This window comes from Rhizobium atlanticum (assembly GCF_030182485.1).
GTDB lineage: Bacteria > Pseudomonadota > Alphaproteobacteria > Rhizobiales > Rhizobiaceae > Rhizobium.
Window position 1 is genome coordinate 56,639 of sequence record NZ_JAQJCJ010000002.1, and the last position, 26,379, is coordinate 83,017.

25 protein-coding genes and 6 pseudogenes are annotated in these 26,379 nt (G+C 57.4%); 20 read left to right on the forward strand and 11 right to left on the reverse strand.

Annotation, left to right across the window (positions count from 1 at the left end; all coding sequences use genetic code 11):
• Positions 1 to 37 precede the first annotated feature (37 nt).
• Positions 38 to 955 carry a LysR substrate-binding domain-containing protein gene (locus tag PH551_RS02670; RefSeq protein WP_285191759.1) on the forward strand — a complete coding sequence of 306 codons (918 nt, stop codon included), beginning with the start codon at positions 38 to 40 and terminating at the stop codon, positions 953 to 955.
• Positions 956 to 1,352: 397 nt separating this feature from the next.
• Here PH551_RS02670 and PH551_RS02675 read toward each other — a convergent pair whose 3' ends face one another.
• From PH551_RS02675 to PH551_RS02690, 4 genes are all read right to left on the reverse strand, one after another.
• A complete protein-coding gene (locus PH551_RS02675) occupies positions 1,353 to 1,640 on the reverse strand; it encodes an IS66 family transposase (RefSeq protein ID WP_350223844.1) in 288 nt (95 codons plus the stop codon).
• A 197-nt stretch (positions 1,641 to 1,837) separates the two neighbouring features.
• Positions 1,838 to 2,632, reverse strand: coding sequence for a YeeE/YedE thiosulfate transporter family protein (locus PH551_RS32865; RefSeq protein WP_350223845.1), 795 nt, complete (start codon positions 2,630 to 2,632; stop codon positions 1,838 to 1,840).
• Between the two features lie 246 nt (positions 2,633 to 2,878).
• Complete coding sequence (locus tag PH551_RS02685) at positions 2,879 to 4,102, reverse strand: NADH:flavin oxidoreductase/NADH oxidase family protein (RefSeq protein WP_285191761.1); 1,224 nt, start codon at positions 4,100 to 4,102, stop codon at positions 2,879 to 2,881.
• Positions 4,103 to 4,203: 101 nt separating this feature from the next.
• Positions 4,204 to 4,644: a VOC family protein gene (locus tag PH551_RS02690; protein ID WP_285191762.1), complete on the reverse strand. Its 441-nt coding sequence runs from the start codon at positions 4,642 to 4,644 to the stop codon at positions 4,204 to 4,206.
• Between the two features lie 152 nt (positions 4,645 to 4,796).
• Between PH551_RS02690 and PH551_RS02695 the strand changes: the two genes are divergently transcribed.
• Positions 4,797 to 5,261 (forward strand): MarR family winged helix-turn-helix transcriptional regulator, encoded by a 465-nt coding sequence (locus PH551_RS02695; RefSeq protein ID WP_285191763.1) that lies wholly within the window; start codon positions 4,797 to 4,799, stop codon positions 5,259 to 5,261.
• A gap of 15 nt (positions 5,262 to 5,276) precedes the next feature.
• Here the strand turns inward: PH551_RS02695 and PH551_RS02700 are convergent, their stop codons facing one another.
• The gene (locus PH551_RS02700) at positions 5,277 to 6,221 is read right to left on the reverse strand and encodes an alpha/beta fold hydrolase (RefSeq protein ID WP_483315401.1); all 945 of its coding nucleotides are present in this window, start codon (positions 6,219 to 6,221) and stop codon (positions 5,277 to 5,279) included.
• A 238-nt stretch (positions 6,222 to 6,459) separates the two neighbouring features.
• Here PH551_RS02700 and PH551_RS02705 point away from each other — a divergent pair.
• Positions 6,460 to 6,737, forward strand: a pseudogene (locus tag PH551_RS02705) (cupin domain-containing protein); the annotation flags it as partial.
• Between the two features lie 22 nt (positions 6,738 to 6,759).
• Entirely contained in the window at positions 6,760 to 8,076 is a 1,317-nt protein-coding gene (locus tag PH551_RS02710; protein ID WP_285191764.1) for an epoxide hydrolase family protein, read from the forward strand.
• A 341-nt stretch (positions 8,077 to 8,417) separates the two neighbouring features.
• Here PH551_RS02710 and PH551_RS02715 read toward each other — a convergent pair whose 3' ends face one another.
• Positions 8,418 to 8,927, reverse strand: a complete 510-nt coding sequence (locus PH551_RS02715; RefSeq protein WP_285191765.1) for a DUF2867 domain-containing protein — start codon at positions 8,925 to 8,927, stop codon at positions 8,418 to 8,420.
• A 395-nt stretch (positions 8,928 to 9,322) separates the two neighbouring features.
• A pseudogene (locus tag PH551_RS02720) lies at positions 9,323 to 10,186 on the reverse strand (sugar phosphate isomerase/epimerase family protein); the annotation flags it as partial.
• Between the two features lie 367 nt (positions 10,187 to 10,553).
• Here PH551_RS02720 and PH551_RS02725 point away from each other — a divergent pair.
• The 3 genes from PH551_RS02725 (at position 10,554) to PH551_RS02735 (ending at position 12,169) form a co-directional block, all read left to right on the forward strand.
• Complete coding sequence (locus PH551_RS02725) at positions 10,554 to 11,144, forward strand: DUF433 domain-containing protein (RefSeq protein WP_285191766.1); 591 nt, start codon at positions 10,554 to 10,556, stop codon at positions 11,142 to 11,144.
• A 2-nt stretch (positions 11,145 to 11,146) separates the two neighbouring features.
• Positions 11,147 to 11,584, forward strand: coding sequence for a type II toxin-antitoxin system VapC family toxin (locus PH551_RS02730; RefSeq protein ID WP_285191767.1), 438 nt, complete (start codon positions 11,147 to 11,149; stop codon positions 11,582 to 11,584).
• A 387-nt stretch (positions 11,585 to 11,971) separates the two neighbouring features.
• Entirely contained in the window at positions 11,972 to 12,169 is a 198-nt protein-coding gene (locus PH551_RS02735; RefSeq protein WP_285191768.1) for a hypothetical protein, read from the forward strand.
• Here the strand turns inward: PH551_RS02735 and PH551_RS02740 are convergent.
• Positions 12,146 to 12,280 (reverse strand): annotated as a pseudogene (locus tag PH551_RS02740) (IS1595 family transposase); the annotation flags it as partial. The gene PH551_RS02735 and the pseudogene PH551_RS02740 overlap by 24 nt on opposite strands.
• A gap of 57 nt (positions 12,281 to 12,337) precedes the next feature.
• Positions 12,338 to 12,502 (reverse strand): annotated as a pseudogene (locus PH551_RS02745) (IS5/IS1182 family transposase); the annotation flags it as partial.
• Positions 12,503 to 12,682: 180 nt separating this feature from the next.
• Here PH551_RS02745 and PH551_RS02750 point away from each other — a divergent pair.
• From PH551_RS02750 to PH551_RS02780, 7 genes and pseudogenes are all read left to right on the forward strand, one after another.
• A complete protein-coding gene (locus tag PH551_RS02750) occupies positions 12,683 to 13,726 on the forward strand; it encodes a porin (RefSeq protein WP_285191769.1) in 1,044 nt (347 codons plus the stop codon).
• Positions 13,727 to 14,952: 1,226 nt separating this feature from the next.
• Positions 14,953 to 16,056 carry a nucleotidyltransferase family protein gene (locus PH551_RS02755; protein WP_285191770.1) on the forward strand — a complete coding sequence of 368 codons (1,104 nt, stop codon included), beginning with the start codon at positions 14,953 to 14,955 and terminating at the stop codon, positions 16,054 to 16,056.
• A 60-nt stretch (positions 16,057 to 16,116) separates the two neighbouring features.
• Positions 16,117 to 16,332 carry a putative quinol monooxygenase gene (locus PH551_RS02760; RefSeq protein WP_285191771.1) on the forward strand — a complete coding sequence of 72 codons (216 nt, stop codon included), beginning with the start codon at positions 16,117 to 16,119 and terminating at the stop codon, positions 16,330 to 16,332.
• 273 nt (positions 16,333 to 16,605) lie between these two features.
• Positions 16,606 to 17,775 (forward strand): SMP-30/gluconolactonase/LRE family protein, encoded by a 1,170-nt coding sequence (locus PH551_RS02765; protein ID WP_285191772.1) that lies wholly within the window; start codon positions 16,606 to 16,608, stop codon positions 17,773 to 17,775.
• Positions 17,776 to 18,140: 365 nt separating this feature from the next.
• Positions 18,141 to 19,318, forward strand: a pseudogene (locus PH551_RS02770) (zinc-dependent alcohol dehydrogenase).
• 12 nt (positions 19,319 to 19,330) lie between these two features.
• Positions 19,331 to 19,891, forward strand: a complete 561-nt coding sequence (locus tag PH551_RS02775) for a hypothetical protein (RefSeq protein WP_285191773.1) — start codon at positions 19,331 to 19,333, stop codon at positions 19,889 to 19,891.
• Positions 19,892 to 20,070: 179 nt separating this feature from the next.
• Positions 20,071 to 21,141, forward strand: coding sequence for an ion channel (locus PH551_RS02780; RefSeq protein ID WP_285191774.1), 1,071 nt, complete (start codon positions 20,071 to 20,073; stop codon positions 21,139 to 21,141).
• 33 nt (positions 21,142 to 21,174) lie between these two features.
• Here PH551_RS02780 and PH551_RS02785 read toward each other — a convergent pair whose 3' ends face one another.
• Positions 21,175 to 21,396, reverse strand: coding sequence for a hypothetical protein (locus PH551_RS02785; protein ID WP_285191775.1), 222 nt, complete (start codon positions 21,394 to 21,396; stop codon positions 21,175 to 21,177).
• Between the two features lie 596 nt (positions 21,397 to 21,992).
• Here PH551_RS02785 and PH551_RS02790 point away from each other — a divergent pair.
• The 6 genes and pseudogenes from PH551_RS02790 to PH551_RS02815 form a co-directional block, all read left to right on the forward strand.
• Positions 21,993 to 22,163, forward strand: a pseudogene (locus tag PH551_RS02790) (PHB depolymerase family esterase); the annotation flags it as partial.
• 86 nt (positions 22,164 to 22,249) lie between these two features.
• Positions 22,250 to 22,972, forward strand: a complete 723-nt coding sequence (locus tag PH551_RS02795) for a TIM barrel protein (protein WP_285191776.1) — start codon at positions 22,250 to 22,252, stop codon at positions 22,970 to 22,972.
• Positions 22,962 to 23,126, forward strand: coding sequence for a hypothetical protein (locus PH551_RS02800; RefSeq protein WP_285191777.1), 165 nt, complete (start codon positions 22,962 to 22,964; stop codon positions 23,124 to 23,126). Before PH551_RS02795 ends, PH551_RS02800 begins: the two co-directional genes overlap by 11 nt.
• A gap of 525 nt (positions 23,127 to 23,651) precedes the next feature.
• Positions 23,652 to 24,083 (forward strand): SyrB2 regulator, encoded by a 432-nt coding sequence (locus PH551_RS02805; RefSeq protein WP_285191778.1) that lies wholly within the window; start codon positions 23,652 to 23,654, stop codon positions 24,081 to 24,083.
• Positions 24,080 to 24,823 carry a hypothetical protein gene (locus PH551_RS02810; protein ID WP_285191779.1) on the forward strand — a complete coding sequence of 248 codons (744 nt, stop codon included), beginning with the start codon at positions 24,080 to 24,082 and terminating at the stop codon, positions 24,821 to 24,823. The genes PH551_RS02805 and PH551_RS02810 overlap by 4 nt, the downstream gene beginning before the upstream one ends.
• A 31-nt stretch (positions 24,824 to 24,854) precedes the next feature.
• A complete protein-coding gene (locus PH551_RS02815; RefSeq protein WP_285191780.1) occupies positions 24,855 to 25,436 on the forward strand; it encodes a hypothetical protein in 582 nt (193 codons plus the stop codon).
• Positions 25,437 to 25,741: 305 nt separating this feature from the next.
• On the opposite strand, the gene PH551_RS02820 is transcribed toward PH551_RS02815, so the two are convergent.
• A complete protein-coding gene (locus tag PH551_RS02820) occupies positions 25,742 to 26,368 on the reverse strand; it encodes a CGNR zinc finger domain-containing protein (protein WP_285191781.1) in 627 nt (208 codons plus the stop codon).
• Positions 26,369 to 26,379: the final 11 nt, after the last annotated feature.

A 26,379-nucleotide genomic window follows, 5' to 3' on the forward strand; every position in this document is an offset into this window, starting at 1 on the left:
GCGCGGCCAGAGTACATGATGACGGATCGGGGCGGCTATGACGACGCTTCCATCAATCCGTGCAATCCAGTCATTCGTCGCCGCTGGCAGGCGTGGTTCGTTTCTTGAAGCGGCCGCCCAGCTGCAACTTACGCCCTCTGCGATCAGCCACCAAATCAGATTGATGGAAGAGGACCTTGGTGAAAAGCTGTTCCATCGCATCGGAAGAAACGTATCGCTTACCGAAATCGGTGAGCGATATCACCGCGATCTATCGGAAGCGCTTTCGATGATAGAACAGGCCACCGACGAGGTGTCGCGACGCAACAGCGTTGACGTCCTCAGCGTCGGCTGCGCTCCAAGCCTTGCATCACTGTGGCTGATGCCTCGACTCCAGCAGTTCGAAGAGCTGCATCCCTCGATCGAAATCCGTCTTCTGTCGTCATCGGACCCCGCAAAATTGACGGATGGTTCGGTGGACGTGGACATCTGCTACGGCAGCGTACCGCGTCTTGGCTCGATCGCCGCCGAAGAGTTCCCGCTCGAGACGATCGTCGTGGCGTGCTCGCCCGAGGTCGCCAACGGCGAAAAACCAATTCGCAGGCCATCCGACCTCGTCGGCCACACCCTGATCAAGTCCGAACAGACGCTCTACAGCTGGCAGCAATGGGCGAAAGACCATGGGCTGGTGATTGACCTGAACCGCGGCTCGCGGTTCCGAGACGCCTTCATGTCTGTCGCGACGGCAGTGGAGGGGCGGGGCGTCTGCCTCGAAAGCTATCGTCTGCTCCAACGTGACGTCGAGAGAGGCAACCTCGTTCTTCCTTTTGGGATGACGGGGCCAAACCTGCGTTGCCATACCTTAACCTATGTTCGATCGCGGCTCCGGTCGGAGAAGGTCAGCGCGTTCAAGCGTTGGCTCGAAACCATATGGATCGAGGACTGCGCGTCGGCTGAAATGCGCGCTCGGGCCTGATTGGTGAGCCCGCCGGATGCGTCCTGTTTGGACCAATGCGGAACAGATGCTGAAGGCGGATGGGACCATAGACTTGATCTTGAATACTACTTTTCCTGTTCACGACAATAGCCCGTTTATGCGGCTGCTGCGCGATAGCGCTCAAGTCCCGCTTGTAGTTCTCCATCTCGACTTGCGGGACCACACGTGATGCGAAAGGTCGCCAACCGACCGACGCTTACTGCGCCCACGATAGGCGGCATAGCCGAAACACAGGAAACGCTTGTCGTGGCGGCCGTGGCCGTCGGTCAGCAGGTGTTCGACCACGGGCGAGAACATTTTCGGTCGGCTGCGACCACAGCCGCCATGATGACTCCCAGGAAGGGCTTTGGATGAGAAGCTTGCCGCAGTGGCACCGCTAGCCGTTTGCATGCGAGACACCGGAGAAGGTCGCCAAATGCTGACTGGGATGTTGCCCCTCACGATCCGGGCTGAAGAAGTAGCAGACGGCCGGAGGTGTCGTATCACCATGGGGACGGCCGTCGCGAACGTAAGTCCACAGCCTCCCGTCCTGGTCTTTTCCTTTCCACGTTCGAGCACCAGAACAGGTGGCCATCACCGTGAACTCGGTGACCCGTGAACACATGCTCCCGAAGCTTCTCCAACAAGCGTTGGCGTTACGCTTCCTTCCGCGCGCGCGGCCCATCTCATGCTTGAAGGGCAACGTCCTAAATCAAAGGCAAGATCATGCTTCCCCGTTCAACTTATATCAGTGCGTCTGAGTATACTCGATCGTTCAAGACCATGGCCGGGCCTCCGAACCAAGCCTGCCGGTCAGCGCCGCAAGCGTCGCGACCATCATAAAATAGGCAGTGAATGCCTGCCATGCTCCCATTGGAAGACCTACGAGCAGAAGGGTGTCATTCCCCCGGGGATTAAGAGCGCTCCGAACCCCATAAGCAAGCCCCCGACTGTTCTTCGCAGCAAGCTCCTCCATGTAGGCCAGCTCAGGGAGAACCGATGGCGGCGGCTTCGGGCAGAGATGAAACTGCCGCTACTCATGAAGACGAAAATGAGTGAACTCGTCACCGGGATCCAGAGCAGCGATCCGATTGAGGTTGTGATCGAGAAATTGGATGCAAAGGAAGACAAGCTCGCCGAGGTTACACCGACGGTGGCCATCGCCACTGTCAAGCGTGGATAATTTGTCTCCGCCCTCAACGAGAACCCTAGTCTCAGGACAAGAAATGCCGCAAGGCCTAACAGCAAGCTCCCCAGAGCAAGCGGGGGTGTTCCGCTGATTGGCAAAGGATCGCTGCGTACGCTGAACAGGGTGTCGAGCGAAAGGATCGCGATCATCCCGAGGAAGGTGAGCCCGAACTCTAATTCCCCGTTTCCGAAGTGACCGACTGAACCAAATATGCATGCACCATTCACGTATACGCCCACGCCAAGTAAGATGGCTGCCATTATCATGTGCGCCAATGGAGCCCATCCGTCGTGCATGGTGGGTTGTCTTTCGAGAATGACATATGCGATCGCGGCCCATAACGCGCATTCCGCCAATGCGAGAAATCGAGCCGGCCTACGCTTCAACACCAATTCTGTCGTGGCAACGAAGGTGCAGATCGATCCATGGTTCATCGCGAACCCGAGAATGAAACTCAGGGCTCCAATGAATCCGAAATTCACCCACATCTCAAAGCGTAAGTCAGTGCCGGACAATGCGCTCACGGCACCAGTCCTCCATGCCGACAATGAAGAAGATCGCAGTGACACAATGCCATGTGTTGCCTGTCCATGAAATGGCGAACACCCCGACGGGAGTGTTCGCTTCGAACGGCCGCAGCTCAGATTAATCCTTCGGTGGAGCCTGCCCTCCAAGCGAAGCGGATGGCAAGATCGCTCATCGGGATGGAGCGGCGTGACTGCAATGTTGGTGGTTTAGCAGCTGAACCCGGCGGCATTCCGCCCAAAGTGGGCCACCCAGGTTTTGGTTCGAGCGGCGTCGCGGTCGTGGTAATCCTTGATCGCCTGTTCGAGGTCGCCGAATTCAAGTGCCTCGCTATCCGCGGCAAGACCAGTCAGACGCATCGTGTACCAGGCTGTAATCCCACCCTCCGGGCTTTCTGCAAATCGTGGGAAGATTGGCTCGGACCTCGCTCTATCCTGCCACAGGTTGGGCAGCGAGGGTTCGAGGACTAGAGCGCGCGCTAGACCTACAACGTCAATTGCACCGCTTGCCACCGCGTCTTCGGCCTGTGCGCGCGTCTTGAAACCTCCTGTAAGCATGAGAGGCTTCGTTGTCACGGCGCGGGCACGTTTTGCGAAATCGAGGAAGTAAGGTCCGCCTCCAGACCTGTCGGAGGCGGACTTCGCGCCCGGAAAGTAGGTCCCGCCACTGATGTCGACCAGGTCGATCGAGCTACGGTCCAACGCCGCCACGACCTCGAGCGCTTCCTCGTCGTCAAACCCGCCTTCAAGCTCGTCAGTGGAGTTCAGTTTCACGGCGATCGGGAAGTTGGGTCCGACAGCGTCGCGGGTTGCATCGACTACTTCCAGCAAGAGGCGCATGCGGTTGGCGATCTCGCCGCCGTATCCGTCTGTGCGCTTGTTGAACAGAGGGGAAAGAAATTGGCCGAGAAGAAAGCCATGGGCAGCATGGATTTGCACGCCACCGAAACCGGCCTCCCGGGCCAATTGGGCTGTTGCCGCATAACCGGAGGGTAGCTGATCGATCTCCTGAGATGTAAATTCCGAGCAACGCAAGCCCGGAAGGTCAAATGCACTAGGTCCTTTGGGGCTGCTGGTCGGTCCGTAGGCGAGGGCTCCCGCGTGGCCGAGTTGGAGCCACAAGCTCGTATCGTTTCCGGCGCCATGAAGGGCGAGCTGTCGAAACCGGCCGAGGTCAGACGCTTCGTTGAGCACTAGGTTCCCAGGGTTCTCCGCATAGCCTGAAGTCAGCTGCACCTCGCCGATTATGGAGACGGCAGACCCGCCGTCCGCCCAACGCTCGTACAGCCTCATTTGAGCAGCGGTCGGATGCCCGGTCCCGTCACCCAAGGAATCCGACATCGCCGACTTCGCGATGCGGTTTTTCAACTTCAAACCGCACGGCAGAAGAAGCGGCTCGAACAGTGGGCTACGAGCTAGAGATAGAGTTTCCATGATCGATTCTCCGGAATCCTACGTTCATCGACAAAAGCGGGTGGCGCTACAACGTCCAGGCTTGCTGGGACTCAGCCGTGCGCCTCCCGCCCTGTCGGCAATCAAGTTTCGTCGGGTCCTGCGCGGTAGACGAGAAACTTGTTGCCTTCAGGGTCACGGAAATAGGCGCAGTACGGGTCCGCACCATTCTCGCCTCGTGGACCCGGAGCTCCCTCATCCCGGCCACCCAATGTCACGGCCACCGCGTGAGCTTCCTTGACCTGAGCGCGGGAGCGAGCCTCGAATGCCACCATTCCGCCGTTTCCGACGGTAGCCAGTTCTCCGTCAAACGGCTTGATGACGCCGAACTCCAAAGTCTTGTGTCCATAATAGACCGCCCGACCGGGTTGAACCAGGACACGCCCGATGCCAAACATGGAAAGCAACTTGTCATAGAAGTCAGTGGCGGCTTCCAAGTTATTGGTGCCAACGGTAGTGTGACCGGGCAAACCGCGGACTTTCTCCGTTTCAGCAGATGATTTTCTGATTGCGGTGTCGTTCATTTCAGTTCTTCCTGTTTACTCTTCGTTTAAGCCGCTTCTTGTCGCGGCCGGTGGCTCCAAGGCACCGAGTTTCGTCCGAACGCCGTGCAGAGGGTTGACCGTTTGTTGCATATGCACTATGTGGGCTGCTTTTCGATTGTCGCGAGGCTTGCATGGTGTATGAGCGATTTGGCCCCGAGTTAGATATTGTCGCCGAAGTCGTATCTGGCTGCCTGATGACCAGAGCAAGACGCGTTTCCCGTGTCATCACGAACATCTATGATCAGGAAATGCGCAAGCATGGTTTGACCGCTTCCCAGTTCTCCATGCTAATCATCATTGCGAAGCTGGGGGGTGCCAGCCGATCAGAAATCGGTCGCGCCAACTTTCAGGATCGAACGACGTTGACACGGAACCTCGCGCCGCTGCTCAATGAGGGCTGGATCGAGGAGCTTCCGACGGAGGGCGGCCGCAGTCGCCCGGTTGTCATCTCGCAGGCCGGGAAAGAGTTGCTCGATACCGCTGGTCCCGCTTGGCGCGACGCCCAGCGAAAAGCGTCGCGACTTGTGGGCAAAAACGGTGCGAAAGCAATCCTGGACATAGCAATGAGCCTTCCGAGAGAAGGGGAGCCGATCTAGACAGTTCGGCGGCCCCTAGTTCGCCCCGCGAATTTCGGCGACCGTACCATGCGGTGTTTGAAGGTGTGGGTAATGGCCGACGCCAGGCAAAACGGTCAGAGGTGCCCGGATTCGTTCGGCAAGCTCCTCACCCATGGCTTTCTTGATGTAGAAGTCGTTCTCGCCCCAGACGACTTTCACAGGCGTCTTGAGGTCGGCGAGGTGTGCCTCAAGATAATCCTGGTCTCGTGTAAAGTGCGAATAGTAGTAATAGAATGCATCGGCGGACGTGATCTCGCCGTGGCTCCATCCCTCGGTCATATCCTTTAGGACATCCGCAGGAAGGTCGAACTGTTTCTCGACAGGAAGGCCGCGACGATATGTATTCGCCAGAATCTCCGTGCTGGTCTCATTCATGTACGCACGGGTCTTCGTTGCGGCGGGTTCGCTCTTCAAGTTTTGAAGAGTTTCGTACATGTACGAAGGCCGATTGAAGGGAGCGAAGTCTCCAACGATTATTTTACCTGCGATATCTGGGTCGTCGAGAGCGGCCAGAAGCGCCGGAAGCGAGCCGATATCTGTCGCGTATATCGTCAGCTTCGAACGATCGATGCGAGCAGCCTTGATATAAGCTGTGAGGATATCGGCGTAGTCCCGGGGAGAATAGGAGAATTTTGACGACGTGGGACGCGATGACAGGCCGTAGCCGGGCCAGTCTATCGCGTGAACTTCATAGTCGGCGGCCAACTCGGTGGCGATTCTTTTCCAGACAAGCACTGTCTCCGGGAATCCGTGCAGAAAGAGTATCGTGCCCTGCGGGTTCCCGCTACCGGCGACCATTCGCCTAAGCGTTATATCGGGTGTGACGTCAATGTAGCTGATTTCTGTGCGATTGGCTGCCAATGCCGCGCCGGCTCCCATGGTAGCCGGGGCGCTCAGCGCGATCGAGAAAAAGAGCGGCATGTAGTATTTCGACAACATTTCAGGTCTCCTTGTTCCTTTAAACCGAGCGGATGCTGAACCATTCGGCCGGGGTTTCATATGATGCATATGCAACATACGGTCAATCGTCGGAGAGCTTGGTTTTCCGGTCTTTTTGTATCGTATTGTATCGGGCGTGGTGGCGCTGACGATCTGTTACACTTTAGCCGGTTTGGGAAACATAAGCGATACCAAAGGCCGCGATCTTGAAGGTTAGGCATGGTGCTGGCGCACCTGCGTCCCGAACAAGGAGGTTGTTCAAGTCCGCGTCGATTTTGAGCTTGGTGCGCTCGCGGCAAATCACAAGCATCCGGGCGAGGAGGTTGCATACGTCCTCGAAGGTGCGCTTGAATACAAGCTTGAAGGCCGGGAGGCTGTTATTCTCAAGGCGGGCCAATCCCTCTTCATACCGGGTGGCGTTATTCACTCGGCGCGAAATGTCGGGAACGGCAAGGCGTCTGAGCTCGCGACTTACGTCGTCACCTCAATGAGAAAATCGTGGAACCGGTAAAGTAGTGAGCAAGAAGGAGTCCTTGTCATGACAGGACGTACGAAATCCGATGCTATCGATCTGTCTCGCCGCGCCTTGTTAACGGGAGGGGCGGCCGTCGCACTTTACGGTGTTGTTGCGCCCCCAATTACAAATGCGGCAGAGCCTGTGGGGCCGAGAGCTTCGAAAAGCGAAATTCGTCCGTTTAGAGCAGAGGTCCCGGAAGCGGCATTGACCGACTTGCGACGACGTCTTGATGCCACTCGCTGGCCGGATGGCGAAACGGTGAGCGATCGCTCCCAGGGGGTACAGCCCGCGAAACTGCGAGACCTGGTGGAACATTGGCGGTCCGAATATGATTGGCGCAGTGCCGAAAGGCGACTGAACGCCCATCCGCAGTTTCTGACCAACATCGACGGGCTCGATATCCATTTCATTCACGTCCAATCAAAGCACCCGGAAGCGTTGCCGCTGATTATGACCCATGGTTGGCCGGGTTCGGTTTTCGAGCTTCTCGAAGTGGTCGGCCCACTTACCGATCCGACCGCTCACGGGGGCAAAGCGGAGGACGCCTTCCATCTTGTGCTACCTTCCATCCCCGGTTTCGGCTTCTCAGAGAAACCAAGGACGACCGGATGGAATCCCCAGCGGATTGCCGGCGCATGGGACACGCTCATGAAGCGCCTCGGCTACGAGACCTACGTGTCTCAGGGCGGGGACTGGGGTGCCATCATCTCCGATGCTCTGGGACGGCAGGCACCTGATGGACTACTCGGCATTCATGTCAATCGAATAGAGCGAGCCACGACGTTTCCTCCCGACGCTGCCCAGGCATTGAAGAGCGGCGCTCCGGCACCTGCGAGCCTGTCTCGTGATGAGGCGAAAATTTTTGAAGAAGCCCGAGATTTCCTGACCAACGGCTTCGGCTACGCTGCAATCATGAATACTCGTCCAGAGACGATCGGTTACGGGATCGCGGACTCACCGGTAGGATTGGCGGCATGGTTGTACGACAAGATTGCCGACTGGACGTTCACCCGTGGGGAGCCTGAAAATGCTCTATCGAGGGAAACGATACTGGACAACATTACCTTTTACTGGCTGACCAATACCGGACCATCGAGCGGACGCATCTATTGGGAAAATACTGTTGCGGGCGCGAAGCTGTCCCCGATCGGAGTCCCGGTCGGCGTCACCGTGTTTCCCGGTGAGGTGTACCGCCCTCCGAGGCAGTGGCTGGCTCGAGCATATCCACAACTCGTCTACTACAATGTCGCTCACAAGGGAGGTCACTTCGCTGCGTGGGAAGAGCCGGAACTCTTCACGCAGGAGATTCGAGCGGCGTTCCAGAGCATGCGAACCTAAGACCGGGTTCTGATAAGGCGGGCGCACGGGAGAGATCGCTGGCTGACGCTCTAACGAAACGGTGGCAGCAGTTGATGGGATGACGGCGAAGAATATCTGACTGCGGTGAAGTCATGCGTCGATGCGATCAGCTGTAAGATCATCGAGTTGGCCGATTGCCCGAAGTCCGGAAGTAATTGTAAATTGATGCCACATTGGGTGGCCATGGATGCGGATTTCGGCCCGCTACGAACTTGGGAGGGAGCCACGAACATCAGGAGACGCCTCGGCGGCTCTCCGAATCCGTCAGACTGATGGAGGTGACGTATGGTTTTGGTTTCTTCAGCTGAACTACAGCTGTGTTACGCGGAGCGTGCCAGGTTGGCCCTGACCACGAGGTAGTGAAAAGGCCTGATCGCGTTGAGATAGACGAAACCCAACAGATTGTGGCTATGCACGACGGTCGTCGCGATGAGCAATGTGCCTGTTGGAGAACGGCGTCGTAGAAGAGATAGCCGGAAGTCCAAGTGTCGGTCATCCGTGCCGAGCACGATTTCGTCCTTGCCCTCCCAGTGCACCGGGAAGAAATCAACCCGTTCATGGCCGTCTGGGATCGTCCTCACCGTATCGGAGGTTTTGATGCCGAAGGGGGTAACCATGGCGTCGCGCAGCGCGATCAACGCCTTCTGCCACGCGGGCGGATTGACAAGCGTCCGAGTCGCCAACTCGCGCATGCTCGACTGTTCTGATCCACTCAAGTCAATGCTGTAGCTATCAAGTAAATTGGCGTTCTCGTACCAGTTTGCAACGACACTTTCCGACGGCGGCGTCGTTCGGCATACCTGCAGTTTGCGGTGTGAACCCATACTCATGATGACGTCACCTATTCAGGAGGGGCAACCGGGGCGCGTTGCCGTGGAAACCCATGCTCATGCAAATGTCACCTGCCCACGGGGGCCGTCAACTATGGGCGCGAAGACAAATCGCCTCAGGGAGCCGGCCTGTCCGCTTCTTTATGAAGAATTTTTTTGAAAATAGGTTTCGACTGGAGAAAATTGTCGCGATATGTTTGAGGCAAAGGACCGAGCAGATTTGAAGGATTTATCGATCGTTCTTTGTGTGCAGGCTGACGCCACGGACGTGGAGGACAGCCACCAGTCAATTCAACGACTAAATACTATCGGGATTATCAACACCGTGGACACGCAATCACAGCCCTCGCTCATCGCGACAATTCGATCGCACGCACCTAACATGACGCGAGCACTACGGCCGCACGGTCGGGCATGGCCTTGACCGATAGCTGCTCGGAGCCGGCTTCACGTCGAACCCGGTCGCCGAGATAGAGCAGCGAGCGATGCCCATCGGCGGCGATCGCACGAGGCAGCCCGCCGCGAAACTGGTCGTTGAAGATCTCCAGTGAGAAGTAGCCGTTATATCCGGTCTCGGCGATCGCCGTTGCGAAAGCCGTTACCGGAAGGTCGCCTTCGCCCGGCATGTTGCGGTAATGCCGGCTCCAATGGAGAAGATCCATGTCGATGAGCGGTGCGTCCGCCAACTGGACGATGAAGATCTTGTCCTTCGGAATCGAGCGGATCGAATTGATGTCGATCTTGCGTGAAAGACTGTGGAAGCTGTCGAGGATCAGGCCGACATTTGTGTGATCGGCCCTGCGCACGATTTCCCAGGCGTCGCGATGGTCATTGATGTGCCGCGCCCACGCGAGCGCTTCATAGCCGACCCTCAGGCCTCGCCTTGCGGCGCGCTCGCCGAGCTCGTGAAAATCCGCCGCCGCCCGATCGATACCGCCGAGCGAGGCGGACGAGACGTTCGAGCAAACCAGAATGAGGTCGGCGCCAAGTTCCTGCATGACATCGAACTTTCGTTCGGCACGGTCGAAGGTACGGCTGCGCAAGGGCTCGGGCATGCCCTCGAAATCGCGGAACGGCTGAAACAGGGTGATTTCAATCCCGCAGTCTCGCACCATCCTGCCGACATCCGCCGGCCTGCCGTCAAAGGCCAGAAAGTCGCTTTCAAAGATTTCCACGCCATCGAAGCCGGCTTTGGCAATTGCATCCAGCTTCTCGGGAAGCTCTCCGCTGATCGATACCGTCGCAATCGGAGTTCTCATCGGTCGGCTCCTGCAGTTTCTCCCAGGCGATCCATAGGAAGGCCACGGCGGGTAAGAGCAGGATGAACGCTATGGCCATACCGATACGCGCACGGTTGCGGGCCGGCCAGGACATCGCGAAGAAAATAAGCAGGTTGACAGAAGCGTCCTCGAAAAAGTCGGCGCTAGCCGAAGTCTCCGATCCGACCGGACTGGATGGGAAATTTTTTAGATCGGCAAAGGTAGGCGTGAGCCACATTGGCAAATTTATGAAAGCGCCGACAGGCACGAGTTGGCGTGTTTTGTCTCAAGAGCTCCCTAGCCTTCCGAGGCTTGCCTCTCCTCCAATTCGACCCTATATCTAGGGCTGTTTTAAGGAGACGATGTGATGGAGAACCTAACAACTGCTCAGGCTGCCTTTGTCGTTGGCGAACCGCTGGACAGTTTCAAAAAAGTTGTAGAGCGATCCCCAGTCAAGCCACTCCTTGTGAAGCGAGGTGGCCGCAAGATACGTCACTTCGGTTACGCGGAACTCGTATTCCTTCACGCGTACGATGAATTGAAACAGGCGCTGACGCCAAAAAGCCAGTCGGAACTCTATGACGCGCTCCGCGCGTCTATCAAGCGCGGCCAAGGGAAGGAGGTCGCGTTTGGCAAACAACGATATGATATCGGACCGCATTGGATTTTTGTCGAACACAGGCTGAAGGAGCTCAGCAAACTCACCGATCAGATCGATACGACCGGGAAGGAACCGGTTATCCGCAACACGAGTATCGAGGTGCACCGCCTCGCGGCTCTTCTCGACTCGGGAATGTCGGTAAAGGACATCCTTAGAGACTACCCGTCCCTCAGGGAAGAGCAGGTCATTGCAGCCAAGGCTTATGCGGAAGCTCATCCGAAAGCAGGGCGCCCCTATCCAAAACAGACCGCGAAAGCAGCTATGCGCGCGGCTGATCTCAGCTCACTGGACGACTGAGTTTGAGGTACCTGCTCGACACAAATGTTCTGAAGGAATTAAGCCGCCCAAAACCGCACCAGAACGTGGAAGTCTGGTTCGATACGGTCGATGATAACGATCTCGCTATCAGCGTGATTTCGGTCCGTGAGATTTCGAAAGGTATTGAGAAGAAGCGTCAGAGCGATGAACTGACAGCAAATACACTTGCAAAAGCGGCAGACGGTATTTTCTCCGCCTTTGCGGGCCGTATCCTCCCGGTCGATGAAACAGTCGCGCGCTGCTGGGGACGTGCACTTGGACAATCGGACAAACATGTTGATGATGCCGGATTGGCGGCAACTGCGGAGGTCCATAATCTCATTATGGTGACTCGCAATGTCTCCGATTTTGACGGCCGCGGAGTGGCGGTGCTAGACCCCTTCAAGAAATCACCAAGGCCTGTACCTCCAAAAACCTAACAGGGCGACCCGAGAAGGCTCAAAAGCGCAAATCTCCGGAAGTCATCGCCTACTTCCAGGGGAGAGAGGCTCTATAATCACAGGCATCGAGTGCGACCCGATGTCTGGAGCGGAACAAGCAAAGGCTCGAACGTTTCAGCGGCAGTGACGGGTTCCGCATTAGCATGATCGTTAGTGTTGGAGGCAGGTCCATGGAGGCGTCCCAATCCCGCTCTTGATGGATGGCTTCCTGGTCCAGCCCCGGATCTCCGTCGATCAACCCGCTGACGGGGTCGGCTAGGCTAGCTGCGGCCGCTTCGGCTGTGCCTTCGCGGTGATCGCGACCGGTTTCGGACACTGACGGGAGCCATCGAGCGGGAATGGCCCGCTCCAAAGATGGAGCCTCAGATGAACACCGATCTATCGCTTGCGCAGAGCCATGCCTTCCAGCTTTCTCGCACCCTGATGGTTTCAGTCACGCTGTTCAGGTCCGACGAAGAGTTCGGCGTTCTGCCGAGCGACGAACTCGATGACGAAGACGGAGTCAGAACAAGAGCAGTCCGAAATCGTACGCGGCCTTTATCAACCAAAGACAAGGACTACTGATTTGACGATGATCCCACCATCCGGACTTCTGCGCATTTGACGGTCGATAGCAGCGCGAAAGACTCGCAGCAATTGCTGCGCCGGCGGCACCCGTGACCAACGGGTTTTCACGCCTTGCGTTAGATCACCGAAGAGCTCTTGTCGAAACGTCGTCACTTTTATCTTGAGCCCCGTGTTTGCGCCGGAGGCGTGCTGATGAGCGCGAATGATGGTGCTGTCGACGGTCAGGTATTCGCAGTCACGATCCTTAGACACTGCTTCGACGACACGCCACCAGACACCTCTGTGGCTTCAGCGGCTGAAGCGGCGGGCGGAGGAATGGAGGGAACCAAAGCCTGTCGAGGTGATGAACGACATTCTCCAAATCGCGTGAAAATACGCAATAAATTACCTTAATAGTCTATCAAATTTGTCGATTATATGACCTGCAACATCCGTTGCTTCATTCATCGAGCAGCTGCTGAGGGTTGGCGCCGTAGGCGCTATGGCAGTGCTTCACAATTGGGGTCAATTATGCATTTAAAGACACTTCTTCTTGGCTCTGCGGCCGCTATGGCAGTCGTTTCCTGCGCTCAGGCAGCGGACGCTATCGTCGCCGCCGAGCCGGAACCGGTTGAATATGTCCGCGTCTGCGACGCTTACGGCACCGGCTATTTCTACATCCCCGGCACCGAAACCTGCCTGAAGATCAACGGCTATATCCGTTTCCAGGTTGACGTTGCTCCGAACGCAAGCTCGATCGGCGCCGGTGGCGGAGGTTCTGTTCCGAACGACTCGGACTGGGACGCTCGTACGCGCGGCCAGGTTCAGTTCACCGCCAAGAGCGATACCGAATACGGCCCGCTCACCGGCGTGATCGTTATCCAGGCCAATGCTGACAACGCTTCGAACCAGCAGACCAAGCTTGACTCCGCTTACCTCGACATCGCTGGTTTCCGCGCGGGTCTCTTCTACTCCTGGTGGGACGACGGTCTCTCCGGCGAAACGGACGATATCGGTTCGCCGGTTACCCTGCATAACTCGATCCGTTATCAATATGAAACCAGCGACTTCTACGCGGGGATCAGCGTCGACGAGCTGGAAGACAGCCCGTTCTACAACGGCGAAACCGCCAACAACTGGGGCGTTGCTGTTGGCCTCGGCGGCAAGGCTGGTATCTTCACCTACCAGATCACCGCCGGTTACGACACCGACAACGAAGAAGGCGCCGTTCGCGCTCTGGGTACCGTTGCCATCGGCCCGGGCACCCTCGGCCTCGCAGCTGTCTACGCATCCAACCCGAACGCCTACTACAACAAGGCCGAATGGGCGATCGCTGCTGAATACGCCATCAAGGCGACGGACAAGCTAAAGATCACTCCGGCTGTTCAGTACTACGATAACTACGGCATCACTGCCGGCGAGTTCAACGACGACGTCAACGCCTGGAAGGCCGGTGTGACGATCGACTACCAGATCGTTGACAACTTCTCGGCAAAGGTTTCGGTTCAGTACCTCGATCCGGACAATGCCGAGGACGTAACCTCGGGCTATTTCCGACTGCAGCGCGCGTTCTGATGCAAGCATGTCGGTGATGATAATCTTGCTGATGGATTGATCGCCTCCCCGCAGAGAGCGGGCTTGAGATACACTCCCGAGCCCGTTTCTTTTTCTGAACTTGATGCGCGCCTCCTTCTGCGGCACATCAAGCCTCTACGGTAAAGCAGCTCCGATCGGGGGAAACAGCGATCTCAAGGTCTTTGTCCGGCAGGCCGAGACGGAAGCACCGCACCTGTTTTGCCCAGGCTGGAACTGGACGCTATCGGCGAAGGCGGCGAAGCGGTGCTGGATCAGAAGCCAGGAAATCAGCTCGATCAGAGCGATGACGCCAGCAACCAGAGACCCAGTTCGCCGGTTCTTTGCCGAATCGGTACATCCCGGTCCAAACAGTTTCCTCTCGCGTCGACTTCCAGCTCTCGGCCCCGCTGCGCGGGCCATGTGATCGCTTGCTTTATCTATTTCTGGGCAACGGGTGTGATGCATGGCGCACGTTCTTGCCATGCTTCCGCCTCGTCTAGTTTGATTCGATGAAAGGTCCGAGAACGGTCGAAGCGTGACAAGCTCGGCAGGAGCGCACAATGACTGTTTTCAGCAGCCACGGCCGGCAGTGTGATCGCCGGCAAGGTTCTGCTTTCAGTAATCCACGAAGGCAATCTCCACGAGTATTACGAGGGCGCAAAGCGGCCACCACGACTTTGCTCTGAGAGTCTGCTTCGATGCAGGGTTTCGGATGCCGGCCATCCACGTCGTGGCTGGCGACGAGGCCGGCGTCCGAAGTGGGCCGTTGTTCACGGAGCCTCGTGGACGCCGTGTAGCAAGGATGTTCACGTTCTGGGCTAAAATGATCGCATAATGTATCGACAGGAACTAGCCCCGCAGGCAAACAAGAAGATAAGGGTTAGCAGGCACATAGCTGTTTGCGCAGGTGGTTTGCGGTTCGATTCCGTTCAACTGCTGGCACTGCGCTCTGTCCGTCCCCCTACCCATATCGAACGTGCTCTAGACAACGGTGCGCAGCCGGAAGAGGTTGGCGAACTTATCACGGGTCTCGAATTTCTATTCCGGCTGGCCGAACGCCATCTCCGCCGTAGAGGAGACGAAAAAGGGCGCCTCCGTCGATGAGCGCAATTTATGAGGCCTCGGCGGGGGAGAGGATGCGAGTGCCCTGGCCGCATCTCCGTTGTCCAGCTTGCGCAAATTTACTGACTATACTAGATTTGAGGAAATGTTATAGGACGCCTCAAGTGAAGCAGATTGATCTCATGTTCAGGACGATGGTCGCGGAGCTGCAGCAACGGACTTTTGATGCGCAGTGGTCGGCGGATTTTCCGCCCACCGGTCGCTTTGTCTCGGTCAAGGTCGATAACCGCTCATACTGGTATTTTGACCACCCGGACGGCAAAGGCGGGCAAAAGCGGCGCTATGTCGGTCCCGCCGATGATGACGAAATCACAACCCGGGTTGAAACCTTCAGGGGTGAAAAGGACGATTACCAGAATCGGCGAAAGATGGTGGCGGCATTGACACGCGAAGCTGGTCTTATTGCTCCGGATCGCTTCACGGGCACAGTCGTCGAGGCGTTGGCATCGGCCGGTTTGTTCCGGCTCCGTGGCGTCCTCGTCGGCACAGTCGCGTTCCAATGTTATGCGGCCCACCTCGGGACTCGGCTGCCTATGGCAGCGATCCTTACAGGTGACGCGGACCTGGCTCAAGATTACGCGATCTCAAGCGAGGTCGAGGACTCTATTCCGCCGATTGTCGCTCTCCTTCAGTCCATCGATCCGTCCTTCCGCGCCGTGCCCCATGTCTCCGGTTCTCCCCGCTCTAATGCCTTCCGCAACTCCAAAGGTTACCGGGTAGAGTTCCTGACGACAAACCGCGGATCGGAAGATTACGCGGATCAACCGGCGCAAATGCCCGCTCTTGGCGGCGCGGCTGCCGAACCTCTCCGATACATGGATTTCCTGATCCGTGATCCGGTGCGAACGATCTTGCTGCATGGCGCCGGTGTCTCGGTCGTGGTACCCGATCCAACACGGTTTGCTGTCCACAAACTGATCGTGGCTGGCCAGCGTCAAGATGATGCCGGTGGAAGGGCAAAGAAGGAAAAGGACTTGCGTCAGGCCGGAATGCTATTCGAGGCATTGCAAGAAACTGGAGCTAGCCGCGATCTGGCAGATGCTCTTGGCGAAGCATGGGGCAGAGGCCCATCTTGGAGAACCGCGATCACAGCGGGCGTTGATGCCGTCCAGAGGCAATATCAACCGGCCGTCCATCGTACGTTCGGCATTCTACCGGCCGATGAAATAGAAAAGTCCCGAGTCCAGTTACGGGACAACGATGATTAGCAAGAAGATCGATATCCTATTTAATGAAGGGAATTAATCGGATCTGGAGCATTCTACCGGGTGAATGAGCCCGGCTGTATCAATTACGATTTCCACGTCGATGCGCAAGACGACTGCACCTTCGTCTTCTACGAGAACTGGACAAGACAGGCCGATCTCGATGCCCATATGGATATGCCGCATCTGGTCCCGCTGCAGGGCCAAATTGACAGATTGCTGGCAGAGCCAATAGCGATCCGGCACTTGCGAATGATAAGTTCGCATAAGGCAGCGTGAGACAAGCATCGGTGGGGAACACGGATTGAGGACCAGACCCCAGAAGACGAGCGGTCGCGATGCTTCGGATTTGCCTGGGGTTGCCGCTATTTTTCAAGGCATTATCGTCTGGCGCTCCGGACGCGGGCGTTGTCGCTAACCAGCGCGCAACAAGCCTCTCGGCCAAGCACCGATTGCCGACCTCCACGACAGCAGCAGCGTAGAGTTTCGATTATGCGGGGAACTTTCGAATGCGGGCAAGGTTCAAGAGCGGCAACAACCCGGAGCCGAGCTATGTCCAGGATATCTCTTCGAACGGTCGCACTGTTGACCGCAGCCACTGCTGTCGTTCTGTCACCGCCGCTCTTCGCCCACGCCCAGACGTTGGAAAGGCTGACGAACGAAGCCAAGGAACTGGTGGCACCGGTCGCCGGGAGGACGGATGACCGTCTGGAGAAAGTCGCGACATTCGAGCATCAGGTCACCGGCGTTACCGTCTCCGAGGATGGCAGGATCTTCGTCAACTTTCCTCGCTGGTCGGAAGACGTTCCGATCTCCGTCGCCGAATTGATGAAGGATGGATCGATCAGGCCCTATCCCAACGATGAGTGGAATTCCTGGCGCAACGCGAAGATGTCGGAGATTTCTCCAAAGGATCACTTCGTGACGGTACAAAGCGTAGTTGCCGATGGTAGGGGCTCGCTTTGGGCTGTCGACCCGGCTGCGCCCAACAGCGAAAAGACGGTCAAGGACGGCCCGAAACTGGTTCAGGTCGACCTGAAGACCAATACCATCAAGCGCATTTACCCATTCGAAGCTGGGGTCGCCGGCCCGGCTAGCTACCTCAACGATGTCCGCATCGCTCCTGAAGGCACCTTTGCCTACTTAACAGACGCTGGATCGCCAGGAGGTCTGGTCGTTCTCAACCTGAACTCCGGCAAGGCATGGCGCGTGCTGAGTGACGACCCCTCCACCCAGTTCGAAAAAGGAGTTGTCGTTCATGTTGACGGGAAGCCGCTTCGCAGACCCGATGGCCGCCCACCACAATTCAATGCCGACAGCATCGCGCTATCCGAGGACGGTGAGACACTCTACTGGAAGGCCCTGACCGGAAATACGATGTACCGGATTTCAGCTGAAGCCTTGCAGAAAGCCTCCCAGGACCCATCTGCGGCTAGACCAGAAAAGTACGCCGACACGGAACCGACCGACGGATTGTGGATAGACGACCAGAACCGTATCTATCTCAGCACGATGCAGAACAACGGCGTCAAGATCTTGGGTCTCGATGGCAAGGTGACGCCTTTTCTGGAAGACAGTCGACTCCGTTGGCCAGATACCTTCGCACAAGGACCAGACGGAGCGATATACGTCACGGCATCGCATATCCAGGATTCGCCTTGGTTTAATCAAGGTTGGACCGACGATTCCTTCACGCTATTCAAGTTCATGCCGCCAAAGTGAGCCGTGATCACCATCAGGCGATCAAACAGAGGCGCTATGCAACTGCGCGGGAGTGTACTTAGGCGTCTTAACGAGGCGCTGACGCCTCAGTCCGCGTTGAAGAATCGTATCTTGTACGCTTTTCCGAACGGGCTGCGTCGCCCCACTCAACGCAGATGCTAATCCCGGGTTCAAAGGTAACTACCCTTTCGCCTTGGTCGCTGCACCTCCACTGATCACTCCTTCGAAAATCTCTGATCGCTCCAGGAACTATTCAAGCGGGTGGAGGTTCGCGGGGCTTATCGGTGGGCCGTCAGTTGCTCGATCTTCCGAGGTCTCGCGTACTGTTCACCCCTGCAATCGACCAGACAGATAAGGAGAGAGGCATGCGCGCGCTCGTTTGGCACGGCAAGGAAGATATCCGGTGCGACACCGTGTCGGACCCCGAGATCGAGCATCCACGTGATGCGATCATTAAAGTCACGAGCTGCGCTATCTGCGGCTCCGATCTTCATCTGTTTCATAATTTCATCCCGGCGATGATGCCCGGCGATATTATGGGGCACGAAATGATGGGCGAGGTGATCGAGACCGGTTCCGAGGTGAACGGCAGCCTCAAGAAAGGCGACCGGATCGTTGTCCCCTTCACCATCACATGCGGCGAATGCGATCAGTGCAAACGCGGCAATTTCTCCGTCTGTGAGCGGACAAACCGCAAGAAGGAGATGGCCGACAAGGCGTTTGGCCATACCACGGCAGGCCTCTTCGGCTACACACACCTAACCGGTGGCTATCCCGGCGGTCAGGCCGAATACCTTCGGGTCCCTTTCGCGGACAAGACACATATCAAGGTGCCCGACAGCTTGACGGACGAGCAGGTTCTTTTCCTTGGTGACATCTTCCCGACAGGGTGGCAGGCCGCCGCCCAGTGCGACATCGAGGCCACCGACACACCGTGGTCGTCTGGGGCTGCGGCCCCGTCGGCCAGATGACGATCCGCAGTGCCGTGCTGCTCGGAGCCAAGCAGGCGGTTGCCATCGACTGCATTCCGGAACGTCTCTCGATGGCTGAAGCAGCCGGCGCAATCACCATCAACTTCAAGGACGAGAGCGTGATAGAGCGTCTTAACGATCTGACGGACGGTAAAGGCCCCGAAAAATGCATCGACGCCGTAGGGCTGGAAAGTCACGTCTCGATCGGCCAGCCGGATACACTGTTGGATCGCGCCAAGCAGGTGGTGATGTTGGAGAACGACCGTCCGCATGTTCTGCGCGAAATGATCTATGTCTGCAGACCGGGCGGGATCATCTCCATCCCCGGCGTCTATAGCGGGCTCGTCGATAAAATCCCGATGGGCATGGCGATGAACAAGGGCCTTTCCTTCCGCATGGGACAGACGCATGTGCGTCGGTGGACCGATGATCTGTTGCGGCGCATCGAGGAGGGACAGATCGACCCCTCCTTCGTGATCACCCACACTGTCGGCCTCGAACAGGGACCGGAAATGTACAAGGTGTTTCGCGACAAGCAGGACAGCTGCATCAAGGTTGTTCTGAAACCCTAAGGAGGTTCCGAAATGGCATTCCTCACCAACATGACGCGTTCCGAAGGCGATCCGAGAATCATCAACTCGGGGCCTAGTTCGCTCAGTTCCTCTGACAGGCTGGCGCGCAATCTCGGATGGTTCAGCATCGGACTGAGGGTCATCGAGCTGTTGGCAGCCGAGAAGATTACGAGGGCGCTCGGCATGCGCGGCAGGGAAAATCTGATACGCGCCTTTGGGGTGCGGGAGATAACGTCCGGATTTATGACGCTCTCGGTCGAAAAACAGGCGGGGCTTGCCAGCCGGATCGCAGGCGACGCTCTTGATATTGCCACTTTGGCGACGGCCATGAGACCTGACAATCGCAAGCGGGACAATGCGGCACTGGCATTGTTGATGGTTGCCGGCGTTACGCTTCTCGACGTCATTGCCACGGGAACCAACACAATCCGGCATGCGCGCCACACAGGTCAGCGACGTGACTACGCTGACCGGAGCGGCTTTCCCAAAGGCGTGGAGGCATCGCGCCGTGCTGCCCGGCAACAGATCGAGCATTTGCGGGCGAGCTCAGGCAACGAAAGCCGCAGCGCCTAAAAGCCGGCCAGTGGCGGTGAGGATTGAGAGCTGGTTGCAGTAGCGCCTGTCGCGCCTATGCATCTAACCTCTGGAGCGTTGGCGCAAACCGCCTTCGGCAGAGAGGTAATGCAACATTCGCCAGCGCCGCGACCTGACCAGCTAACTCCGGCGTTGACGCGCAATAAGGAGCGGCAAACATGGGTCTCGAGCAACTTATGGGCGCTGCGCTGATGTTGATCTTCCTCGCCGACATCTTCTTCACCGTCCTTTACGCTCGCGCTGGCACAGGGCTGCTTGCACCCCTCTGGAACCGCCTCGTATGGGCTTGCATCAAGGGACCAGCGGGACTGTCCGGCCCCGCCCGTACACAAATCCTGTGCTTCGCTGGGCCGGTCATCGTCGTCACATTGATCGCATTCTGGGCTCTTGGGCTGACGATCGGCGCCGCTCTCGTCATCCATCCTGAGCTCGGGTCCGCGATCCGACCGAGCAGCGATGGCAGCCAAACCGATTTTGTGACCGCCTTACTTGTGGCCGGCAACAGCCTCTCGATCGTGGGAGGCGGAGAGTACGCGCCGCATACGTCAGGCACCCGCGTCATCTTCCTCCTTAATTCTCTCATCGGCGCGTCAGTGCTGTCGCTGGTGTTGAGCTATCTTGTGCAGGTCTATTCAGCCCTGCGTGAGCGGAACGCTCTGGCGCTAACAGTCGATCTGATGACGGGCGGCACTGGTGACGCGGCCGAGATGCTGGCTCGGCTAGGCCCTGGTGACGATTTCGCCACGGCCACCAGCGAACTCGGCAACCTCGTGCGTTCGCTCGCTGCGACGAAAGAAGCGCACCACTTTTATCCGCTGCTGTTTTATTTCCGTTTCAAAGAGCCCTATTACTCCGTGTCGCGCATGAGTTTCATATTGCTCGATCTCACCACGTTGATCGATACAGCGCTGGATCGCGAGAAGCACAAGGCTGTCATAAGCGCGGCGGCAGTCGACGCGCTTCGGCAATGTGCTCGCCTTTTGCTCGCGACGTTGGACAGGCATTTTCCGACAACCGGTGAATCCAACAAGGTTGCGCAGCAAGAGTATTTCAGGCGGAGTTATTCGCTGGCCTTGGGAGTTTTGCAGAAGGCCGGTATCGCAACGGAAGCGGACGCGGAGCGCTATGGTGATCAACGTCGTCAGTGGGAAACGCTTGTGCGCCGGGTGGGCCCGACCTTGGGCTACGAAATGGATGAGATTGATTGCCGCCGCTCGCTGGACTCGTGAGAGGGGGTGGCCGAAGGGGTGTTGCACCGGTCATCATTCGGCTGCTTCTTGATGCGCTTGCGGCATCTCCAGAGGGCCAATTATTTCGAAATCACTCGGCATGGCATGCTGATCCGTCCCCATAAGTGCAAGTGTCCAATAGTCGGGATGTGTTCCGAAAACGGTTGAGAGCTGAACTACGGTGAGGTTCCCGTCGAAAAACTTCGAAGACTTTGCCCAGTAGAAGCAGCCCGGCATCAAACTCGCTGCACTCATACGCCCACTCCCGACCACAGCAGATCTCCCTTAAATGAACATGATTCGGTTTTTCGCGGAGCCCCCACGAAGGCGTTGGTACGCTCGCGGACCCAAGCCATCCCTTCCCATGAAGCAGGTTGGGACGACGAAAGTCAGAAGTGGCCTTTTCAAAGGTCAGTCCGGCGGCGCAGCGCGATTGAGCTGGCTGTCATAATTCGTTGCTGCAGCGTTTTTGACGGAACAAAAAGAAATCAAAACCGGTTTCGGTCGGGCGCGAGTAACGGTGAGGGCGAAAGCCGACATTGCCTTGCGCCTGCAACCGGGAGCAGGTTGAGTGTTCTCCAGGATCACATCAGTGACGATCACACGGACGCAGAAGGGCGCCACTATGGGGTTGCGATTTGCGCGACGGCTGAGACAGCCTTGCGAACTGCGCTAGTTGGACTCGAGGCACTTTGAAGTTCGGCTTCACGAGAGCTACCGTCGAGGGCGTTTAAGGCGCAGAGAAAATATGCCAAGCTTTTCGGATTGCCGTCATCCGCTCGATCGCGTGCGGGCAAGGTCTTGCCAAAGCTCGAAGTGACTGCTTCGGGAGCAATCCAGGACGGCTCGTCATGAAATCTTTCGCGCCTGCCGGATTGCAGAAAAACCCGCCGCTCGTCGTCCTGCTCCACGGATGCGATCAAACTCCTGAGACGCTCGAGGCAGCGAGCGGTTTTTCAAGGCTTGCAAAGGGGAGGGGATTCGTTCTCCTCTATCCCGAGCAGACGAGGAGCAACAATGCCCCCGGTGGTCCTCCAAAAAGCTGAGCGCCGCCGACATTGGAGAGTGTCCGAGAGTTATGGATCGGTATGCCAATCGGAGATTGATCATGACCTTCAGACTGGGTGGCTATGGGATCGATTACAACAATGATCCCGAAGCGTACGCGCGAGCGCACGTCGAGTTTGGCTACAATGCTGCGTATATGCCAAATATCAGACTCGAGAACCGCGAAGAAATCGCTGCACTGGTAAAGGCATTTGCCGCAGCAAATCTTGTGGTTGCAGAAGGCGGCGCATGGAAGAACCTCATTGCTCACGACGAGGCGGTGCGAAAAGCCAATCTGGAGTACGCTGTACATCAGCTAGCCCTCGGCGACGAAATTGGGGCAGGTGCCATCGTCGCATTTCACGGTACTGCCGGACATCCGGGGGATCCCTGGCAGTTAAGCGACAACTATGATTACGGTCCGCATCCGGATAATCAAAGCGAGGCCGGATTCCAGCGCGCCGTCGACACTGCACGCTATGTCATCGACATGGTGAAGCCGAAGCGTACCAAGTTCTCCCTGGAGATGGTTCCGTGGCTGGTGACGGACACACCTGAGAACTATCTCAAACTCCTAAAGGCGATTGAACGGCCTCAATTCGGCACATATCGATGCTGCAAACATGGTCATCACACCCAGATTGTATTTCAACACGGGCAAGATGATCCGGCATTGCTTCACCCTTCTCGGTCCTTGGGTCGTCTCATGCCACGCCAAGGACCTGGTCATGAAGGGAGGACCGGGGACGATTTCCTTTCACCTGGACGAAGTGGTGCCTGGTGAAGGTAATCTGGATTACACCGCCTATGTAACGGAAATCGCCAAGCTGAAACGTGAGGTTCCCCTGATGCTGGAGCACTTTGATGTCGACGGCTACCGCCGCGGTCTTGCACATATCAAGGCGGTGGCGCGTGATGCCGGGCTTTTTGTGGGATAGGACGCATCTTTCATCCGGATGAAGAAACGTCGTCAATGCGGAATGGCCAAGCAGCCATTGCAAAATTATCAAAGCCTGCGACCGTGGTGTCCTCGGCAACACGAGAGACGACTTGCTCCTTCAGCGCGTCAAGTCCCCCGGGTGCTAGCCGGTCACGTTGTGGGACGCGGTGCGGTGGCCCAACCATTCCGGCTAAAGCGCGACGATGATATTGCAGAATGAAAGAACCTTGCTCTGCTTCTCTTCTCGTGGCTCAAGTTCGGCAGCAACTACTCACGTGTGCAGTCCACGACGCTGTCAAGCAGTTAGTGGAGCGGACGTATCCCTGATACCACACATACTGAATGCTCATTGGGGCTGCGCGGGGGACTCGGAGTGCGTCTTGGATCCTCCGCAATAGGGAAACGGGCAGCGGAGTCAGAGGCTGTCGGATTTGAAATCTGAGGCTGGCGATAGCCGCAGCGCCTTTGTTGACTCAATCTGTCACTCAGTCGAAAAGAGACTTGGCTATAGAGGAGATGTCTGATGGCTGATGAGAATAATACGAGCCCTGCTACCGGGGTCTCGGAAACGAATGCGCCGACAAAAGCGGGCGTTAAGAAGAAGCGTGCGCCGCGGCGTCAAAAGCAAGCTGCCGAACCGGCTTCTGCCGCGACAGAGGCCGTCGCCGAACCGTTGCCGGCGCCAGGTGCGGCAAAACCTGCTGGACGTGGCAGGGGAAGAAAACCGAGGTCGATCGAGACGAAACCTTCCGATGCCAAGGGCACTCTCAAGAGGAGAGGAAGAAATAAGATCGCCAAGCCAGCCGAGCAAACGGCAACGGCATTCGCACCCGTGATTGACGAGCTGGAAGATCTGATCCAGCTTGAAGAAGAGAACAAGCGCTTGCGCAAATTGCTCGCGGAAAAGCTGCGCCAGGAAAATACCGAGCTGCGCAAACGGCTCGGGCTTGATTGATCAGCAGTCCTGCAGGTAAGTCGGCCGTCAACGCGGCAGCCATCGCATCTTCAGCAGAAAAATGGTCGCCGGGCGCCTTCATCGTGCCCGGTCGACCTGCGAGAGGGGATAGGGCGCTGCGCAGCATCGCAGCCGTGCTTGAGCAAGGTGAAACGCCCATGAAAACACCGTGGAAATACCTCGTCGATTTGACGTCGCGGCGTCGGGCGGCAAAGGGGTCGGAAAGTTCCATCAGGCGTGATATCGATCCCGCGGCTCTCGATCATCAGGCGGAGCAGGCGCTGGTACCTCCTTCGACTGAAAACTCCGCCTCTGCGGATTACAATAAGGCTGTTCCGGCCGAGAGAGTTGCATCGGCATCGGACGAGAGTGAAGACAATCGTGGAACCGTGCAGGCGGCACTTCCGGTCGATGGTGGCCAGGCTTTGACACCCTCACCAAGCGAGGCGCGTCGTTCAAGCGCGGATGGGGCAGTCGAGACGAATTCGAAGTCTCTGACAAGGTCTCGGCCCAGCCGTCAACGGAGGAAGGGGGCCCCGGCAAACATAGTCGTCGCGCGGGCCGGTGTCGTCACACGAGCAGGTCAAAGCGCGCCTCGGTCGTCTGCGCGCGATGCGTTCTTCGACGATGTCGCAAGCCTTGATGAGGACATCAAAAAACTGAGAAGTGAGCTCGCCCGGAAGCTCCAGCTGCAGAACGCCCAGCTGAAGACGATGCTGAAACGGTTCGACGTTTCTTGAGCTTGGCATTAAATTTAGAGGTCTAGCATATATGAAAACACCGCAGCGAAAGTTTGTCGTCGAATTCAAGTCAGGTCGCCGGCGATTGACGACCCAGCCGCCTTCGATATGGGGAAACACCGATCTCAAGGCTCTCGTCCGTCAGGCCGAAACGGAAGCGCCGCACCTGTTCGAACCCAAGCAGGAACTGGACGCTATCGGCGAAACCGGTGAAATTGCGCGGGATCAGGGGCCAGCAAATCAGCTCGATAAGAGCGATGACGCCAGCAACCAAACCCTGCTCGTCGGTTCTTTGATTCAACCGGCGCCGATCGATCCATTCCAAAGCGATCACGATCATGTCGGCCCCGTCTCGCGATCAAGCGAACAATCAACCAAATGGCCGGCTCGAAACAGGCCGACGCCAATTGGCGAAGGGCGCTCGGGAAAACCTACCGGTCGCACAAGCGGCGAGCGCCGCAAAGGATCGTTTGCCGCTTTCGTCGAAGCACCAGCTGATGAACTGGCTACGCTCGACGCGGAAAACCGACGCCTTAAGATACTGCTGGTAAAGCATCTCCGCCAGGAGAACCTGCAGCTTCGAAAGATGCTCGATCGATTTGGCGTCGTCTGAGAGTTGACCCACCGCTAGTCTGCGAGTTCGGCAATGCGCTTCTGCCCTCATGTCGCAAAGCAGGTAGGCTCGTGCGAGTTGCGCTCGCCAGAAGTCAGATAGGAGCCTCGATGGTTCAGCTTCATCACAATCATGCCACGACGATCGTTGTTCGCGCAATGAAGCCGGCAACTGGCTTTTGATGAACTCCCAAGAGCGATCTACTCGCGAGAGGGGCTGGATACTCTGCATCGCTGACGACAAAACCAAGCAGCGGGCATCTCCGGCAAGGCGCTCAAGACCGTCTACCGAAGAACGCACTGCGATCATCCACGGTCGTCGCCGCGCGCGCGAAAACGCTTCACTCGGCTGTGTACCCCGCAACTTGCCTCCGAGCACCACTGCCGTCGGCCGTTCTTTGAACGGTCAAGGAAGAGCCAGCCGCAATTGTCGCCCTTGCACTCACGCACGCGACGGCGATCGCTCCGGCTGGTCAACAGATCAGTAGCAGCGATAGCGAATAGGTGAAAAATATCGGCCGGATCGTCAAAGGGGAATGTCCAGACGAAGTTCTGATTCGACTTTAGGAGGGTCTGTCTTGCGCGGCCAACTCTGGCGATTTCTGCCACTGTGCTCAATGCTCGGTGGGGATAAGGTGTATCGGTATCCTCGGCAAGGAACAGGGAGTATATGGCTTCTCGCAGCTCTATCAAACGCGCCAGGGCGTCTTCTGCCTTGCCGGGATCGACCGCCGCGCGTTCCCTCAAACTTGCCAATCCGCTTGCATCGATGAGCTGAAGCCTTTCAGCGAACGCCAAGACGTCATCGAACGATCGCAGGAGATCGGGCCCCCAACGGCCACGGCGGCTGTCGAGGGTGTTTACCAGGTCAAGAGCCGGATGCCCGCCGCTTAGACGCATGTCGAAGATCGATGAGGCCATGGTGCGGAACAAAAAGCAGGTCG

Bases quoted from the DNA above. Each gene is read 5' to 3' on its own strand.
- PH551_RS02750 (WP_285191769.1), top strand. From the start codon at position 12,683: ATGCATTTAAAGACACTTCTTCTTGGCTCTGCGGCCGCTATGGCAGTC.
- PH551_RS02795 (WP_285191776.1), top strand. From the start codon at position 22,250: ATGACCTTCAGACTGGGTGGCTATGGGATCGATTACAACAATGATCCC.
- PH551_RS02695 (WP_285191763.1), top strand. From the start codon at position 4,797: ATGGTGTATGAGCGATTTGGCCCCGAGTTAGATATTGTCGCCGAAGTC.
- PH551_RS02675 (WP_350223844.1), bottom strand. From the start codon at position 1,640: ATGGGCCGCGCGCGCGGAAGGAAGCGTAACGCCAACGCTTGTTGGAGA.
- PH551_RS02815 (WP_285191780.1), top strand. From the start codon at position 24,855: ATGAAAACACCGCAGCGAAAGTTTGTCGTCGAATTCAAGTCAGGTCGC.
- PH551_RS02785 (WP_285191775.1), bottom strand. From the start codon at position 21,396: ATGAGTGCAGCGAGTTTGATGCCGGGCTGCTTCTACTGGGCAAAGTCT.
- PH551_RS02765 (WP_285191772.1), top strand. From the start codon at position 16,606: ATGTCCAGGATATCTCTTCGAACGGTCGCACTGTTGACCGCAGCCACT.
- PH551_RS02735 (WP_285191768.1), top strand. From the start codon at position 11,972: ATGAACACCGATCTATCGCTTGCGCAGAGCCATGCCTTCCAGCTTTCT.
- PH551_RS32865 (WP_350223845.1), bottom strand. From the start codon at position 2,632: ATGTGGGTGAATTTCGGATTCATTGGAGCCCTGAGTTTCATTCTCGGG.
- PH551_RS02690 (WP_285191762.1), bottom strand. From the start codon at position 4,644: ATGAACGACACCGCAATCAGAAAATCATCTGCTGAAACGGAGAAAGTC.
- PH551_RS02805 (WP_285191778.1), top strand. From the start codon at position 23,652: ATGGCTGATGAGAATAATACGAGCCCTGCTACCGGGGTCTCGGAAACG.
- PH551_RS02685 (WP_285191761.1), bottom strand. From the start codon at position 4,102: ATGGAAACTCTATCTCTAGCTCGTAGCCCACTGTTCGAGCCGCTTCTT.
- PH551_RS02775 (WP_285191773.1), top strand. From the start codon at position 19,331: ATGGCATTCCTCACCAACATGACGCGTTCCGAAGGCGATCCGAGAATC.
- PH551_RS02780 (WP_285191774.1), top strand. From the start codon at position 20,071: ATGGGTCTCGAGCAACTTATGGGCGCTGCGCTGATGTTGATCTTCCTC.
- PH551_RS02715 (WP_285191765.1), bottom strand. From the start codon at position 8,927: ATGAGTATGGGTTCACACCGCAAACTGCAGGTATGCCGAACGACGCCG.
- PH551_RS02670 (WP_285191759.1), top strand. From the start codon at position 38: ATGACGACGCTTCCATCAATCCGTGCAATCCAGTCATTCGTCGCCGCT.
- PH551_RS02700 (WP_483315401.1), bottom strand. From the start codon at position 6,221: ATGTTGTCGAAATACTACATGCCGCTCTTTTTCTCGATCGCGCTGAGC.
- PH551_RS02725 (WP_285191766.1), top strand. From the start codon at position 10,554: ATGGAGAACCTAACAACTGCTCAGGCTGCCTTTGTCGTTGGCGAACCG.
- PH551_RS02710 (WP_285191764.1), top strand. From the start codon at position 6,760: ATGACAGGACGTACGAAATCCGATGCTATCGATCTGTCTCGCCGCGCC.